11 protein-coding genes are annotated in these 16229 nt (G+C 68.9%); 4 read left to right on the top strand and 7 right to left on the bottom strand.

What is annotated here, in order from left to right; genetic code table 11:
• On the bottom strand, nt 1–1884 hold a 1884-nt coding region (locus tag ACWDGI_RS42670), incomplete at its 3' end, for a tetratricopeptide repeat protein (RefSeq protein WP_450768442.1).
• Nucleotides 1885–3585: 1701 nt separating this feature from the next.
• Here ACWDGI_RS42670 and ACWDGI_RS42665 point away from each other — a divergent pair.
• Nucleotides 3586–4329, top strand: coding sequence for a Crp/Fnr family transcriptional regulator (locus ACWDGI_RS42665; protein WP_450768451.1), 744 nt, complete (start codon nt 3586–3588; stop codon nt 4327–4329).
• A gap of 98 nt (nt 4330–4427) precedes the next feature.
• On the top strand, nt 4428–4940 hold the full coding sequence (locus ACWDGI_RS42660; RefSeq protein WP_450768441.1) for a hypothetical protein: 513 nt from the start codon (nt 4428–4430) through the stop codon (nt 4938–4940).
• A gap of 623 nt (nt 4941–5563) precedes the next feature.
• Here ACWDGI_RS42660 and ACWDGI_RS42655 read toward each other — a convergent pair.
• On the bottom strand, nt 5564–5872 hold the full coding sequence (locus ACWDGI_RS42655) for a hypothetical protein (protein WP_450768440.1): 309 nt from the start codon (nt 5870–5872) through the stop codon (nt 5564–5566).
• A gap of 215 nt (nt 5873–6087) precedes the next feature.
• Between ACWDGI_RS42655 and ACWDGI_RS42650 the strand changes: the two genes are divergently transcribed.
• Nucleotides 6088–7329 carry a hypothetical protein gene (locus ACWDGI_RS42650; protein WP_450768439.1) on the top strand — a complete coding sequence of 414 codons (1242 nt, stop codon included), beginning with the start codon at nt 6088–6090 and terminating at the stop codon, nt 7327–7329.
• 146 nt (nt 7330–7475) lie between these two features.
• Here the strand turns inward: ACWDGI_RS42650 and ACWDGI_RS42645 are convergent, their stop codons facing one another.
• Both ACWDGI_RS42645 and ACWDGI_RS42640 read right to left on the bottom strand, forming a co-directional pair.
• Nucleotides 7476–8186, bottom strand: a complete 711-nt coding sequence (locus ACWDGI_RS42645) for an HNH endonuclease family protein (RefSeq protein ID WP_450768438.1) — start codon at nt 8184–8186, stop codon at nt 7476–7478.
• 197 nt (nt 8187–8383) lie between these two features.
• Nucleotides 8384–9646, bottom strand: coding sequence for a helix-turn-helix domain-containing protein (locus ACWDGI_RS42640; protein WP_450768437.1), 1263 nt, complete (start codon nt 9644–9646; stop codon nt 8384–8386).
• A 219-nt stretch (nt 9647–9865) separates the two neighbouring features.
• On the opposite strand from ACWDGI_RS42640, the gene ACWDGI_RS42635 reads away from it, so the two are divergent.
• Nucleotides 9866–10150 (top strand): hypothetical protein, encoded by a 285-nt coding sequence (locus tag ACWDGI_RS42635; protein ID WP_450768436.1) that lies wholly within the window; start codon nt 9866–9868, stop codon nt 10148–10150.
• 55 nt (nt 10151–10205) lie between these two features.
• Here the strand turns inward: ACWDGI_RS42635 and ACWDGI_RS42630 are convergent, their stop codons facing one another.
• The 3 genes from ACWDGI_RS42630 to ACWDGI_RS42620 all read right to left on the bottom strand — a co-directional run bounded on the left by ACWDGI_RS42630 (nt 10206) and on the right by ACWDGI_RS42620 (nt 16135).
• Nucleotides 10206–12716 (bottom strand): Helicase associated domain protein, encoded by a 2511-nt coding sequence (locus ACWDGI_RS42630; protein ID WP_450768435.1) that lies wholly within the window; start codon nt 12714–12716, stop codon nt 10206–10208.
• 834 nt (nt 12717–13550) lie between these two features.
• Nucleotides 13551–14432: a hypothetical protein gene (locus tag ACWDGI_RS42625; RefSeq protein WP_450768434.1), complete on the bottom strand. Its 882-nt coding sequence runs from the start codon at nt 14430–14432 to the stop codon at nt 13551–13553.
• 665 nt (nt 14433–15097) lie between these two features.
• Nucleotides 15098–16135 carry a hypothetical protein gene (locus ACWDGI_RS42620; protein ID WP_450768433.1) on the bottom strand — a complete coding sequence of 346 codons (1038 nt, stop codon included), beginning with the start codon at nt 16133–16135 and terminating at the stop codon, nt 15098–15100.
• Nucleotides 16136–16229 lie beyond the last annotated feature (94 nt).

The following is a 16229-nucleotide window of genomic DNA, read 5'->3' as shown; positions in this document are numbered from 1 at the left end:
GAGTGTCTGGGGGTGGTTGGGGCCGAGGACGCGGATGAGGTCGTGCAGGAGGGCGGTGAGGGCGGTTGTGGCCCCCGCGGCGTCGCCGGCCTCTCCTCGCCAGTGGGCGAGTTCGGTTCGTGTCGTGAGTGTCTGGGGGTGGTTGGGGCCGAGGACGCGGATGAGGTCGTGCAGGAGGGCGGTGAGGGCGGTTGTGGCCCCCGCGGCGTCGCCGGCCTCTCCCTGCCAGTGGGCGAGGTCATGGCGGGTACCGAGTGTTTCAGGGTGGTCGGCACCCAGGACTCGCGCGAGGTCGGCCACTAGTCCGGCGGTGGTTTCGGATGGGATGCCGTTCTCGGCTATGCCCTGCCACCAGGCGAGGTTGCGCCGAGTTGTGAAGGCGCCGGGGTGGTCGGGGCCCAGCACCCGTTCCACGTCTGGTAGCAGTTCGGCGAAGGCCGTGGCGGCCCCGGCCGCGTCTCCCGCGTTTCCCCGCCACCGGGCGAGGTCGTGGCGGCTGGCGAAAGTGTCCGCGTGGTCAGCCCCCAGTAGTCGCATCCGGTCGGCGAGTACGTCGGAGAGGAGGTTGGTGGCCCCGGTGGTGTCCCCGGCTTCTCCCTGCCAGTTGGCGAGTTGGTGCCGAGCGGAGATGGTGCGAGGGTGGTCGGGCCCGCGTCGGGAGGCGAGGACCGTGATGAGATCGCGGAAGTACGCGCAGGCTCCGGAGACTTGGCCCGCCTCGCCCAAGCTGCGCCCGGCTCGGAACAGGACCGTGTGGACTTTCGGCAGGTGCAGGGCTTCTTCGGCGCAGGCGTTGAGCGCCATGGTGTTGGCCCGGAGCACCTGAGCGAGGGCGGTGTCGCTCTCGACTTCGGGCCACGCATCCAGGAGGGCGTCTGCCGCGGCACGGGCGGCGCGGCTGAGCTGCTCGGACGTGAGGGTGTCACGGACCGCGCGCTGGGTGAGCTGATGGACACGGACTGCGGTTTCAGGCGTGGCGGGGGTGTGTTGGATGAGGCTGACTCGGCGTAGAGCGGCAAGTGCCCGAAGAACATCTCTGGTCGGCCTCGGCTCCTGGTCCTCAGCTGGCGGATCCGCGGCGGCATGGAATGTCTGATGGCCGGCGAGGTAGGCCCGGGTGGATGAGCTGGTGAGGACGGCTTCGGGAATGCCGTTGGCGTCCAGAAGGGAGGCAAGTACCAGGAGGGGGCGGGAGAGACCGGCCGGGCGCAGGAGGTCGGCGTGCTCGATGGAGAGGGACCAGGTCGCGGCGACGGTGTGGACCTGGCTGTCGGGGAGGCTGTCCGGCGCGGCATCGCGGAGGCGGATGGTGCGGTCCGCGAGGAGCTGCCGGTACTCGGCGGCCGTGAGTCCGGTGTCGGTGATGTAAGCGGCGGCCTGAGACAGGGCCAGGGGGAGATGCCCGAGGGCGTCGGCAAGCCGGACGAGCTGTCCGTGAGGTTCGACCCGTGGGGCGAGGGCGGCGATGAGGTAGCTGTGGGCTTCGTCGGGGGTGAAGACGCCGACGTCGATGACGCGGCGGCCGGTGGTCAGAGCGGCGTCCTGGCGGCGGGTCGTGACCAGGGTCCGGCCCCGAGGGCTGGCTGGCGGCCACAGGCCGTTCAGGTCCGCCGGGTCGGTGACGTCGTCCAGGACAACCAGCCACCGGCCCGCCTCCTGGCCTGCTTTGGGCTGCAGCCACGCCAGGAATGCGGCGGCGGCCTGGTGGGGGTCTTGAGGCGCGGTGCTGCCGAGGAGCTCGGCTGCGGCCTGCGCGTAGCCGCTGGTGACCGCGCTGCGGCTGCTAGCGGTGATCCACACCAGGACATCCAGGTCACCGCTCTGCCAGGAGGCGCGGGCATAGTGGGCGGCGAGCTGGGTCTTGCCGACACCGCCCAGCCCCACCACCACTCCTGCTGGTGCGACCTGCGTGACGACCGCGGTTCCCCCGACGGCGAGTGCCCTGCTCAGGCGGGATATCTCGGCTCGGTCCCGGAAGCACGTCGCCTGCGGGGGGATGGTTCCGACCTGATGTGGCCACGAAGCCGGAGACCGCGGAGCCTGATAGTGGTTGTTTTGGATCTTCCCCGTGACGGAGCCGTGGAACGTACCGTGGCGGAAGTCGACGACATCACTCTCAGGGGGGCTCTCCTGGGAGGCTCTCTCGTCCGGCTGCCGTGTCATCGCTATCCCCCGCTCGTCTGCTCCAGTAGAGCTATGCCCAGCCAGTCGTGTGGCGTGCTCCGGAGCGTGTTGCCGGGTCAGTGCACCAGAAGAGGCACGGGGCGCTTGGGGAGCCCGTCAGCGTACGCCCGGCGGCTCGGGCGGCTCACGGTGTGACGGATGTTACTCCGCGTGTCTGCATGGTCATTTTCCGTGTATGACGTGTCATCTCAGTGCAGCTCTGGACGTCAACCTGTCGGCCCTGTAACAAATCTGACGGACCAAAAGGTGAGCGACGACTTCGGAGGTGCCGGCGGGGAGCGGTGAGCGTGCCGGTGAGGATGGCAGAAGACGGCATTATGGATCAGTCGACATTCGGAAATCTGGCCGCTCACTCCCGCCGATTGATGTCTGATATCCCGCGGTGAGTGGGGGTGCCAGAATTATCTATGCGGCTTGCATTCCGGTTTGATGTTGACCCTCGGAATGCGAGAAGCCGATTACGGCGAGATGGGGCGCCCGTGCGACGGTCGCACTTGCGGCCGACCGGCAGGCGTCAGCGTGTGCGTCTACTGATCGGGTTTGTTGACTCCTGAACGGCAATAATCATTTGATCGCACTCTCGGGGCTCCCGGGGTGCGGGGGCGTCCCGCGTCAGGGTGCACAAAAGGGGCGATCTCTGCGGGGTTGCGGAGTGCCGCCTTGACAAGTCCTGAGGCATGTGCCGGGCATGTCAAAACCCCGCAGCTGGGGTGTTTCCACTGCTACTTACGGCGGTAGAGACCATCTGGCGGCCGATCGGGAGTGACCTTAACGCGTTCGGTGGTGTTTACTGGACACCGGTCTGATCCTGGTGGGTCCGGACCCTTTCCGGGAGGTCCTGGGGGTGGTGCCCCGGGGCCTCCCGTTTTTGCTGCGCGTTTACATACGGGCCGCCGGCTGGCCGCCCGGGGGATTTTTTCCATGCCGCCGCATGAATATCTGCATGCGAATGACGGGCATTCATGAAAATCGAGAGAAAAGGTTTATGCGGCCTACCGCGGGGCGGGCCGTAACAATCCCCCGCTGGTGGGGGATTGTTGCCGTGGCAATCGCCCTCGCCGCCCTTCCGGAAACGCGACTAGCTCTCGGCTCGCGGCGAGGGGTAGCGTTATCCCGTCTCACGTCACTCCACCCCCGCCCGGACCACACCACCGGGCACGCACCACCTCCCGGAGAGGCGAAGGACCCACCACCGGGGACCCCGCTGAACAGCGGGGTCCCCAAACGATCAAACCGAATAGGGAACAACACCATGGCCACCGCCAACTCCTGCGGCGCCGTACCCCCGTCCCCTCCGGGACACCACGTCGTGCCGCCCATGACGTCGCGTCACCACCGTGCCCCCGGGCGCGCGGACGCCGGAACGCGTCCCACCATCGCGGCCAGGACGGGAGAGTGACCATGCCTCCGGCCCTGGACACCTCCCGGCCCACCGACCTCCTGCACGCCCACGAAGGCAAGCCTGAGGGAAGCTTCCTGCACCACCTGCGGCAGCGCTCCCCGGAGATCTGGCACCAGCTGCTCCAGGCCGGCCTGCGCAGCCGTACCTTCGCCCGCGACGAACTGCTGCCCATGGGGCCGAACAAGCCGTACGTGTACATCGTCCTGGAAGGCGTCGTACGCCAGGACCGCTACCCGCTGGGCACCGGCGCCGGCATCCCCGCCATCACCCGGTTCCGCGGCGCCGGCCAGCTCGTCGGCGAAGCCGCGCTCATCGAGTCCGCCTCCTGCGCCGAAACCCGCTGCCTCACCAACACCGTCGTCATCCCCTGCGCCGCCCGGTACTTCAGCGCCCTCATCGAGCGCCGCCTGTACGACGCACGGATCGCTCTGCTGCACAGCCTCGAAGACCGCAACCGCACCGACGAAGTCGTCTACGGGATGGCCATCCGCCCGCCCCTGGAGCGGGTCAGCAGACTCCTGGCGCACCTCGCCGACACCGCCGGCGTCCCCGACCCCAGGACCTCGCGCCACACGGTCATCACCGGCCCGGGCCAGAAAGACATCGCCGCAGCCCTCCAGCTCGCCGTCTCCACCACGGAGAACGCCCTGCGCACGCTGCGCCACCACGGTGTCATCGAGGCCCGCTACCGGCAGTTCGTCGTCCATGACGTCGACAGCCTGCGCCTCTACGTCGGGGCCTGACACCACCCCCGACGCTCCTCCGGACCCACCACCGCCTTTGCCGCGCCGCACACCCGTCCTGGGAGCGGCGCGCCCGTGAACGGACCAACATGACGACGATGAACGGCACCACGCTGGCGCTCGGCACCAGCGGCGGCAGCCTCGCGGCGAGTATCGCGTTCTCCTTTTTCATGGGAGCGCTCGCCCTCTACACCTTCCTGCACCACCGGGAGGTCTTCGCCTGGATGAAGCAGATCCGCACGACCGACGCGAAGAACACCGCCTACGACGAGCCCGACCAGTGGCTTGCCGACCTCTACAAGGCACAGTGCCGCAGGGCGAAGAAGCCCAGCCAGGCCGAGGACATGGAAGACATCTCCCAGACCGGCGACATGATCCGAGGCATCGCCGACCACATCGAGACCATCCGCACCGAGCTGGCCAAGGTCGTCGAACGCGTCGACGACTACCTCAACACGGCCCTTCCCCCGCACACCCCCGCCCTCAAGGTGTCCTTCCAGGACCACCAGGCCCAGCTCGTCCAGGCCATGAAGCAAGAAGCCGCCCGCGCCGAACTGGCCCAGGCCATCTCCAGCGCCCGGCAGAAGATCACCCTGCTGCGCCGCGGCTGATCACCACAGAAGGCCATCGCGGGCGGTACACCGTCGCCCGCTCCCGACCATCTCCCCAGCGGCACCGGATCCTTCGCCACGGCCAGCGCACGCTGGTTCGGATCCGGTGCCGCGCCGCTGCCCGGACACATGAACAGGACGGCCCGGCCAGATGTGCTCTGGCCGGGCCGTCCTGCGCTGTACGACGAGTGTTAGAGGAGGTCGATCTCCTTCGTACCGTCTTCCCTGTCCTGGGCAGCCCGGCTGGCCTCGCCGCCGAGGCGACGGTGTGCGCCCAGCTGCTCCAGACGGTGCCCCGCGGCGACAATCGGGCCATCGAAGTTCCGCTCGAGCAGTGGGCCACGGAGCTGCGCCGCGGCGGGAACTGCTGACACCTTCCGCCGAGAGCGCCGCGACGGTGAATCATGGTGGGAGCGGGCGGGCTGCACACTGCCGATGTGCAGCCCGCCCGTCCTCATCCACGCCGGCCAGTCACGTCATCAGCGTCACGATGACCGCCAGCAGCGCGATGCACAGCGTCATGACGCTGATAAGGGCCGCCTGGGAGGGGCGGCCCTTGCGGCGCTACTTCTGATGTGTTCGGACTCCGAGTCGGGTTGAGGTTCACGTCAAGTAGTGGACGGTCAGGGTGGAAAGTCTTCCGGATCGCACGGAGTTGACGGCGGGTCGGGGGTGCTGTCCGGGGCCGGTTGGTGCGGCGCGGTGCCTGTGGTGGGTGCGGGGTGCAGTTGTTGGAGGGCGATGCAGGGGGTGAGGTGGCGGGCGGCTGCTTTCCGCAGGATGCGGTCGTTCAGGAACTGGGACCAGGCGCGCAGGAGTCCAGGCAGTCCGCCGGAGTCGGGCGGCAGGAGGTGGCGGAGGGCGAGGGCGATCAGCGTGGTGCCGGAGAGGGTTACGGGCAGGGTGCTGAAGATGTCGCTGGTGGCGGGCATGGTGGACTCCGCTTTCGGGGCGGGGCGTTCGCCCGATGAGATGCCGAGGGGGGCGACGGGCCACGGGTGCCGGCCACGTCGTGAGGTCACCTCAGCAGCACCCCGTTCGCGAAGGCGGCGTCGATTTCCTATTTCGTGGTCATCGTTGCTGGTGACGGCGCTAGGTTGAATGTTCCCGAGTCGCCCGAGTCGTGATCTGACCGCGGAGAAGCAGCGTGGCCAACCCCGAGTACGACCGTTTTCCCGAAGCCATCCAGAGGCTTTACGGGCTCGCCGACCAGCCCACTCCGGACCGGATCGCCCATCTCCTGCGCTCGGCGCCAAATCCGATGAAGGTCAGTACCAGCACTGTCGCTGACTGGGTCCGCGGTACCACCGTTCCGCGGAACGTCCCCCAGTTCCTGGCGGTAGTCGGCGTCCTGGTGCACCTCACTCAGCGGCGCGGCAGGGTGGTGCCGGCCGATCTGTCCCATCCCGACGCGTGGAAGCGACGGATTCAGGAGGCACGCAGTAACCGGAACCAGCTGCCTCCGCCAGCGCCGTCGGCGCCACCTTCTGCCGAGCAGCCGGCGTCCGAGAGCGCGCCCCATCAAGCTGATCCGCCGCCCTGGTACATGCGCAGGAGCATGATCGCTGCACTGGGGGCGACCACCGTCGTGGTGATTGCCGGTACGTTCGTATGGCTGGACCCGCTCAACGGCTCAAGCGCCGATGACGGCAAACCATCTAGGAGCTCGTCCTCCGGCGCGACTGCGTCCCAGTCATCCAAAGCACAGACCGGGGACGATGCAGGCCCCCTCCGGTACACCGCACGCTGGCCCACCTATGCCATCTGCGACGGCGCAACGTCCGTGGCGATGCCTTCGGGCGGCCAGCCCCTCTCGATGTTCAACCTGACTGACCAACGCTTCCGATCAGTCATCACCAGCAAGGGCGGCGCCGCTTGGGGGGCCGGGCACCTTTACATCGACCTGAGCACCGACGATGCCAGAAAGATCCAGATCGACGATATCGCCCCCACCACCAGAACCCCCGAAGCCATCGACCCGCCCGCATGGGTGGCCGTCACCGGAGGCGGATGCGGCGAGACCTATGGCCGTGTCTTCGACTACAACCTGGACACCGCACACTTCGCCGACAAGGGAGTCGTAGGACAGCGCAGCCCTGAAGAGTCACCCGCTCCCACCAACCCGCTGGGCCCCGGGTTCACCGTCAGCGCAGACGACCCGGCCACTGTCCTCGTGAACGCCACCGCCTGCCATGGGAACTACCAGTGGAGCCTGCGGATCACCTACACCTCGGGCAACAGGACGTACCACAAGGTCGTCGGCCCCTTCCGGTCCATGGGCAAGGCCGGGAAGAACACCGTGGGCTACGAGCTTCCCCCAGGAGCAGCCAATCCTGGCGCTGCCCAGCCCGCACCTAAGCGGGCGGTCCTCTGCCCAACCGACAGCTGATGGGGTAGGCGGCATCGATGTTGACTGGCGTGGCCGCTCCGCCGTGCTGGTCCGGTAATAGGGACGTCGCGGCCTTCGCGTGAGACAGATCAACGGCCGGTGTCGATGGACGACACCGGCCTTCTGCTGTCCGCCGGGACCGCTGCTCAGCGGGCGAGGGTGACGGTGATGGGCCGGTCCGGGCAGGCGGCGAGCTGTTCGGTGAGTGCGGCCTGTTCGGCGGGGTCGATGCTCAGCTGGTAGCGGGTTTTGTCGGCGATCCAGTCGGTGACGTAGTCACACCAGTAGGGTGCGTACGGCGGCAGCCACTCGGTGGGGTCCTTGTCGGCCTTGCTCCTGTTCGAGGCCGCAGAGACCGCGATGAGCGCGCGCGAGTCGTCGAGGTCGTTGGCGTAGGCCTCGCGTTCCTTGGGTGTCCAGGCGGAGGCGCCGGAGTCCCAGGCCTCAGCGAGCGGGACCAGGTGGTCGACGTCGAGCTGGCTGGCGCTGTTCAGGTAGCGGTCGTCATAGGGCGAGTACCAGCTGCCCCCGGTCAGCGCGCACTTCGGGCCGACCTCGGGGGCAGTGACGGCTTCGGCCAGGAGGACCTCGGCGCGCGCGTTGCAGCCGTTCTTGTCCGCGTCGGTCCAGTGCTTGAACTTGTCCCGGGAGTAGCCGGCACGGCTCTCCTCCGCGACGGACAGCGCGGCCAGCGCGTCCCGGACCGGCAGAGTGATCGTCTCGCCCGGCGCCCGGTGCGCGGGCTGTTGTGCGGCCGCAGGGGATGCTGGGGAGGCGGCGTGGGCGGTGGTGGGGGTGAGCAGGGCGAGCGGCGCGAGGGCGACGATCAGGGCGTGTCGAGTGCGGGCAGGACGCACAGCGCGGGTCTCCGTTCCGAAGATCACGAACAGGGTTGTGATCTTCGTAGCGGCCCCGACGGGGCAGTGTCGGCCGGTTGGGGGCGGGTTCACCCGCCCGGCGAACTAGTCACACCACCGATCCGCCCGGCGTGCCCGATGTTCGCCACGCCCTTCAAGGCTGCGAGCGCAGTGCGTCTGGCAGCGCCACGGACGGGTCACTTGGTGAGGATGGGGCCGTTGGGGCTGTAGTCGAAGTGGTAGGTGGGGATTTTGGGTGGGGCGCCGTCGCTGGGGAAGCCTTGGGTGTGGTTGTCGAGGGTGGTGGTGCCGTGTTTGCCGTCGGCGATCCAGTCGAGCTGGATGGTGTAGCGGCAGTCCTGGCCTTGTGCGCAGCCTTTGGCGACGCGGAGGTCGAAGACTTCAGGGTCGGAGGGGCCGACCTGGTACGGAAAAGTGACGGCATCCTTGACGACTTCGCCGGTGAAGTCGTCCTTTTCGGGGCGTGCTTTCCAGGTGGCGGTGGGGCGGGAGAGGTCGAGGTCGAAATGGCGTTCCTCGACTCCGCCGCCGCATTGTCCGTAGCCGACGAGGATGCCTTGGGTAGGTGGGTCGCTGCGTTTGGTGACGGTGAGCCGCATGCGGGTGACGATGACTTTCTGGGGGGTGCGGCCCTGCAGGGTGATCTCCACGGTGGTGCCGCGGACGACGCCGGCGTCAGTTGCCTGGCCACCCTTGACCTGTTTGAGGTAGGCATCGGGGGTGCCGTCGAAGTACACGGCTCCACACACCGGTGCGACAGTGCTGGCCTGGATGGCGATCGGGGGCTTGCCGCTCCACTGGTCGGACTGCTGCCCGGCGCTGTTGTTCGTCGAGTCGGATCCTGCCTGCGAAGCCGTAGGGCCACCGGCGGAGGATTTTGACCCCGCCGTCCGGCCGTCGCTGTCGGCCGCGTTGTCGAAGGGGTTGAAGAGCGCGACGGCCGCACCGGCGATGACGAACGCGCTCACCGACAGCAGAGCGAACCGGGTCTTCTGTGAGAGTGCAGACCACCACGGGATGCCAGATGGGCGCCGCGGTGGTCCTGTCTCGCCGGGTGCGACCGGCGAGTTGGGCGTGGCTGCGGCAGAGGCGGAGTCGGCTGTCACCGCTGCCGTGCCGGCGAGCGGGGCGGCAGTAGCAGTGGTGCGCTGTTTTCGGGCGTCGGCGTCGAGGCGGTCGCTGGCCGCTGCGTGCTGTCTGGCTGCCTCGTCGGCGGCGTCTTGTCCGCCCAGTGCGCGGGCGATGGCGATCACGGTCTCGGGCTGCGGCATGTTCTTGCCGTTGAGGGCGTTGGACACCGTGCTCTGCACCAGCGAGGAGGTCGGGTCGTGGGCGCGGACCTTCTCCACGATGGCCGCCAGGGTGGGCCGGCTGTGTTGATTGCGTAACCGCTGCAGCCACGCCGCGAGTTCGGCCACCGGATCCCCGTGCTCGCTCACCGCTCAGCCCCCCGTCCGCCCTGATCGCCGACGGTCAGCGTAGCGGCGCGGACCGCGGCTCAACAGCCCTTTCCTTGCGCGCTGTTCACCGCTTTTCGATGGTCTTTCAAGACGTTCAGTTTTATGGGAAAAGCCTGGTCAGCGGGCTGCACTGAGGTCATCCCCTTCCACCGCGGCGCCGGACTTCGACCCGGGCTGCTCCCTTGCACGGAGGACCTCATGCCCGCACACATCCCGGCCGACGACGCGGACGCCTGGCTCCAGACCATCAACCCCCACGACGCCCTGCGCGTCATCGCCGCCTGGGACCGACTGCGCTATCACATCCCCGGCAAGACACACCTCGCTCCCCGCCTGCACACCCTGACCCGCATCCCCGTGCAGCGGATCTACGACCTCCAGAACGTCCGCAACACCTGCGCCCACCCCTTGCAGCGACCGCTGACCCAGAAAGACCTCGACCGCGTCCTTGTCACTGCCTACACGCTTCGGGCCCGTCTCTGACCCGGCACAGCGGAGACCCTCAGCAGAGCCCGCTGGCGTGCCCCGCTTGCGCCGGCTACCAGCGCATGCCGAGCACGTTCAACGCCGTACGCCGTTCCTCGTTCAGCTTCCCTGCCCTGCGCCGGGTGTTGTCGAGCCACGCCCCGAGCCGTACGGCCGCCTGCTCGCCCCCGTCGCCGTTCCCGGTGATCTCGACATGCTGCCGGGGGACCTGGAGGTGTCCCTCGCGGGCGTGGAACTGGCGGGCGGCGGCGAGGTTCGCCTCCCACCGTGCGTCCCGCGACCGTGGCGCACCCGGCATCGGCTCGCCCTCGGCGGGGGGCTCGATGCCGACCGTCTCCAGGAGCCACTGCTGTGCGGGCATGAGCTTGTCCCATCCGGCCCGTTGTCCGGCCGCCCACACTCCCAGGTCCTCGCCCTGGACGATGAGTTCACCGGGCCGGGCCGGGATGGAGCCGCCTGCTTTCACCTGCGCGAGCGTGAGCCGGTACGCGCGCTGCCACCCGATCTCCCACGCCGGGCACCACCCTGGGTCGAGGTCGGCCAGAGCCTCGATGCGGCTCTCTGCCAGCTCCCCAGTGTAGGAGACGCCCGTTTCCCCGGCCGCGCGCCGTTCGGCGTTCTCAGCCCCTCTCCTGGCTGCTGCGCGGGCGTTCTTCATGAAGGTCCCGATGGGGAAGTCGTCCCAGACGGCGGTGGTGGGCGGCAGCAGGTGGGAGTGTGCTTCGGTGTAGGAGTGGGCGACGGCGAGGCCGGCTTCCCACGCGGACGCCTGCACCGACCACACCATCCCGAGCGTCTCCAGCTGTTCCACGCGCGAGGCGTCCAGGGTTCCGGCCGCGTAGTACTTCCGCTGATCTGCCAGCCACACCCCGAGCGGATGTCCGCCGGCCGCGCCCCAGTCCTCCGGGGAGACGTACGTGTACGGGACCCGAAGCTCGCTGTTGCCGGTCTCGCGCAGCCACCGGGTGGCGACCTCGATGCCGCGCCGCCAGTACGCGGCCTCGGGGTCGATGACCCGCAGCCGGACGAACTGCGCGAGGGCGGCGGGGTCGCGTTCCTCGCTGAACCTGAGTACCCCGGCCGCCGCCTCACCGACGCGGACGACGTCCTCCTGGTCGACGTCGACGTCGTCCTCCTGGTCCAACTCGTTGTCCTGGTCGTCGTCGGCGTCGGGCTCCGGGCGGGCGTTGCGGACACGGGGGTCGGCGAGTGCTTCGATGGTGTCCGTGTCGTGTGCCTGCAGGGCTCCGAGGATCTTCGCGAGGGTGCCGTAGGCGTCGGAGGTGAGCAGCTCGTTGGCGTCCTCGTCTTCTCCGAGGAACACGGGGACGATCAGCGTGGCGAGCTTGCCGATGCCGGGCCGCATCCGCAGCGCGCGCCCGACCATCTGCACGATGTCCACCATGGAGCCGCGGGCGTCGGCGAACAGCACCGCGTCGCATTCAGCTGTGTCGACGCCCTCACCCAGGACACGGACCGACGACAGCACCCGCAGCTCGGCGCGCACGTCCGTGCCGTCCAGGCCGGGCCCTGCGAGGTAGTCGGAGGCGAACTCTTCGAGGACCTGGCGGCGGTGGGCGGGGGTGTGCTCGCCGTACAGCCACTGCGCCCACACCTGGTCCGCCGGCGGGAACGTGGCGGGGTCGTCCTCGGCGAGCCGGGCGGCCGTCACCGGTACGGCGGCCGCCATGGCTTCCGCCTCGCCGACCCTGCTGTGGAAGCTGAGCACGCGACGGAACCGCTCCTCAACAGCCGCGCGCATGAGCCCGGTCTGGACAGCCGCGAGCCGCGCCCCCCGTACGGCGTCGGAGCCGGTCGCCTCGGTCGTGAGTGCGGCGTAGAGATCAGGGTCGCGGATGTCCAGGCACAGCACCTGGTACGGCGCCACCAGCCCCAGCCGGATCGCCTCACTGAGTTTCAGCTTGTACGCGACCGGCCCGAACAGGGGCGAGTCCTCGTCCATGGAGGCGACCAGCCGCGGGCAGTCTCCGTTGGCTTCCCATACGCGTGCCGTGGCGGTCATGTAGAGCCGCCGTACGGCCGGGACTTGGGTCTGGTCGTGCACGGCCGCCCACGGCTTGAGGCCGTCACCGCTTACCCGGTGCGCCTCATCAATGATCATGAGGTCCCACACCCTGAGTCCGGCCGCGTGTGCCCGCTGGAGTGTTCCCATGCCCACCGAGGCGTAGGTGGCGAACACGGTGACGGTCTCGGGGCCGGCGGTCCATGCGATCAGTTCGCCCGGGTCCGTCGTGCACGGCACCCCCTGACTGTCCGCACCGCGCAGGGAGCACACGCCGATCATCGCGCCGCGACGGCCGCCCGCCCGCCACGTGGCGGCCATCTGCAGGAGCAGGTCCAGGGTGGGCACCAGGACCAGGACCCGGCGCGCGGACAGATGGTCGGCTGCCGCCACACCGATCAGGGTCTTCCCGGATCCGGTCGCGGCGATGACCTGCGTGCGCAGGCCCTCGGGCGGGATGCCCTGGCCGGGCTGTTCGGAGAGGTGCTGTAGGACCGCGTCGACGGCTTCGACTTGATGCGGGCGGAGCGTGACGGCCACGATGGTGGTCCTCCTGGTCTGTGAGCTCTGGTGACTGGGTGGGTGGGCGGCCGTGCGCCGGGAAGTGGACGGCCGCCCTTCTGGACTGTGCAGGGTGGGCGCGGCAGGCTGACTAGGTGTCCGTGGACGTCGTGAAGCGCCCGCCCTCACTCCTGTGGGCCCCGCGCCGTCCTGATCCGGGGCGGGCCTCGTGCGCCGCGCGGACCTGCGCCGACGGATACAACGACTGGCCGCTCCGGCCGGGCTCCCGTCCCACAGCGGCGATGCCCCATCGCGACAGCTGCCTGCGGGCCGAACCGGTCGCCGACTTTCCCGTGAATCCCAGGTAGGCGGCCACCACGGAGACGGTCCACAACTCCTCTGGGGGCGTGGGGGAGGGCGGAGGGTCTGGGGTCATCAGGACGTGCCTTTCGGGGAGTTGGCGGGCTCTCGCACAACACCCTCATAGTGCCTCACTGCGAGGCGCTATGGGGGTGATTTCAGAAGACCCCCACAGGGCCCGTGAGTGCCCTGACCGCCATGTTGGTCCCGCCTGCTCCACCACCCCCGATCGATCGCTGCCTGCACCGCGCCCGGCCTCGGCCGCCGCACCCGGGTCCGCCGGCTGCTGTGCGGTCTGACCGGTGCGTGAAGGCCGGTGCCGGACGCGGCGACCGTGACCACCGCGGTGGCGGGCACGGAGTCGGCGGCGACCGCCGCGCCTGACGGTGAGCTGGGTGTCGGCCGTCGGAAACCCCCGTCGGGTTGGCCAGCACCGGTGGCGTAGGTGCTGGTGGGTCCTGGCGGTCCTATTCGGGCCGGTCGGCCCCACCGAGCGCGGGCATGCGCGGCTTGCTACTGCGAGTCGCGGTGGAGGGCGCGGATCCTGTCGGCCAGGTCAGGGAGGTCAGACAAATCGATGTTGCGCTGATTGGCTGCGTACCTCACAAGGCCGAGGAGGCGGTGTAGGAGGTCGGCCTCCTGCTTCTGCCAGTGCCAGTCTGGGCCGTCCAGGTCACCGTCGTCGGTGGATTGCTGAGGGGCGTTGCGGAAGCGCTCGTACTCGGCCACACAGTCCCGCAGGGCTGTCGGCCACACGAGCAGTACCGGCTCGGGGCTGTCCTTGGCTTCGGAGCCGCGGACCGCCAGAATGACCCGTGCCTCCTGCGACCGGTCGGCGCGCTCTTGGAGGTCATCAATGGCAGCCAGCTGGGCTGCTATGCGGCGGATCCGCTGCGCATGCTGGCGGGCCCACTCTCGCTCGGCGCGCCGGCTTCGGCGTTCGCGGGCCTGTTCGACACGCTCGCTCTGGGTACGTGGCACAGTGCCGTCTGGTCGGGTGTAGGCCCGGCTTAGCTGAAGGTGCCGCCGCTCTGCTGCCTGACGCCCGCTGAGCTCCTGCCATTGGGCGATACGCGCCCAGGTGATCTTTCTGGTGCGGGCAAGAGAGGTGAGTTTGAGTTCATCGTGGTCGAGCTTCTCGCGCAGCATCCGGATGACCAACAGCGCTGCGAGCACGTCAGCGTCGGTGGCGTCTGGCAGCAGGGTGCCCTCGGCCCACTGGCAGATGCGGTCGTAGTTCCGCGCGATGTCCATCAGCCGTCCCGGCGAGCCGCCGCTGCGTGATGGAAGCCGGCGGCCGCCCGAGTGGGCCAGGGTCAACCGTGCCCACGCCTGGTCCCGGTTGTGCTCAAAGTCCGGGTGCTGCCTGTCCCCCGTGTTGGATGTCGTCCTCATGACGACTCCTCGCGTCGTCTCGCAGACGACGTTTCCGTCGGCTGGGATGGTGTGGGGCGGCACTCTTCCCCGGACTGCGTGCCTAAGACAACTGCTGGCCACGACCGTACGGCCTGCTCCCGTGCCTGAAGGCGACGCCTGCGGCGCCATGCAGAGCGGATCGAACCAGCGGTGACCGCAGTGAGAGCGAACATCACGGCAGCGATGTACTGGGCGCTGACGTCATGGATGAAGGATGTCGACATGGCTGGATCGGCGCACGTCATCCGTGTGCGCCTCGCTCCTCTTAGGGGTCGTCGGTACAGAGGACCGTTGCTTGGCAAACGCGAACCACCACGACGGCGAACCACGTCCTGCAGGAAACGGCCCGGGACGGCCTCCATCGCGGCTCGCTCCCGGGTGGAAGTCTGCCTGGCTCAGCCCAGCCGCATATGCACTCTCACCGCTCCTGCGCCAAGCGCCACCTTGCGCCACCCCGACTTAGAGCGCATATCTGACATAAGGATGTCGAAAGCTCAAAGGGAATGTCGTCCTCCGGCTTCTCTCACGTCGCCGTACGTGCGCACGGACTGCCCAACCGCCCTTTCAGCGCGACGCGTTGGGCAGGGTCCTGCCCCGTCGCCCCACTGTCTCGAATCCCACGGTGCGGCTCGGGCGGCGGGTGGTTACGGATCTACGAGGTAGGCCTTCTCGCCCATCATCAGCGGAGCGTCGGCGGGGCCCTTGATGTAGGGCCCGCGCCAGATAACCCGGTGTTCCTGGCGGCTGGGGTACCACTGGCGGACCTTGTGCATCCGTACCGGCCACCGGTGGTGGTACAGCCTCTTGGTTTCCCCCGTCGGATCCGACGGGCGCGGTGAGGGTGCAACCAGGCGGATCACCCGTACCTCGGGGTCGCACAGCGCCGAGCCGTGGTTGTCGCCCGGGGAAGGCGCCCCGAGCGGGTCTCGGGACGAGCCGGCGGCCGTGACGCCTTGGGCGATCAGCCGCCAGAAGGCGAACATGTAGCGGCCCACGAAGTCGTCGTACGGGTCATCTACCCGACCGCCGCCCCACTCGCCAGTCTCTGAGACCGGCTCTGTACGCCATGCTGAGGCACGGGTGAGAGCCTTCTGCAGCTGACGGTGATGCTCGGAGAGATCCGCGAGTGTCTCGCTGCTCTCCTCCGCCAGGCACGCATCGCCCCGCATCCCGTACATGCCGTCCGGCATCAGCGGCGGCAGCGGGCTTCCGGACGCGCGCGCTTGGGCGACCGCCTGCCGCCATCCGGCCGGCTGCACGGGGCCGTCGCGGTCCATGAACGTCGTCACCCGGACACCCGGGTACTGGGCAGTGGGCAGGATCTGATGCTGGGTGATGAACTGCCAGCCGAACGCCTTGGTGTCCGACAGCGAGCCGGTGCGGTTGACGACTACGACCGGCTCGGGCAGTACCAGCAGCCCGGTGGGCAGGAGGATGTCCCGGTCGCGGTCCAGAGTGCTGGTGTCGGCCGGCTCGAGAGTGGCAGCCGCGGCCATGACTGCGGCGTGCGCTGCCGGGGAGATGACGAGCACTTCCGCCTGCCGTAGCAGTTTCCCGATCTGGCGCATCTGCCACGAAGCAGCTTCCCCGGCTGCCTGGGGCCACGGCGGCCGGTATCCCTGCTTGCCCAGTGTCATCGACAACGCCGCATCCCGCTCGATGCCCTCGGGTTTGCCTGCCATTGGAGTGACCCCCGAGATTCCGACACCTGGACGCTGGATGTTTCGTCATCCAGGGGAAGTGATCCATGGTGGCAAAACGGAGGAATTTCCCGGA

The organism is Streptomyces sp. NPDC001220, assembly GCF_053597895.1.
Note: the sequence above shows the minus strand (reverse complement) of the source record. Positions and strands in the feature narration are given on the sequence as shown.

Bases quoted from the DNA above. Each gene is read 5' to 3' on its own strand.
- ACWDGI_RS42660 (WP_450768441.1), top strand. From the start codon at position 4,428: ATGAACGGCACCACGCTGGCGCTCGGCACCAGCGGCGGCAGCCTCGCG.
- ACWDGI_RS42665 (WP_450768451.1), top strand. From the start codon at position 3,586: ATGCCTCCGGCCCTGGACACCTCCCGGCCCACCGACCTCCTGCACGCC.
- ACWDGI_RS42655 (WP_450768440.1), bottom strand. From the start codon at position 5,872: ATGCCCGCCACCAGCGACATCTTCAGCACCCTGCCCGTAACCCTCTCC.
- ACWDGI_RS42620 (WP_450768433.1), bottom strand. From the start codon at position 16,135: ATGGCAGGCAAACCCGAGGGCATCGAGCGGGATGCGGCGTTGTCGATG.
- ACWDGI_RS42635 (WP_450768436.1), top strand. From the start codon at position 9,866: ATGCCCGCACACATCCCGGCCGACGACGCGGACGCCTGGCTCCAGACC.
- ACWDGI_RS42625 (WP_450768434.1), bottom strand. From the start codon at position 14,432: ATGAGGACGACATCCAACACGGGGGACAGGCAGCACCCGGACTTTGAG.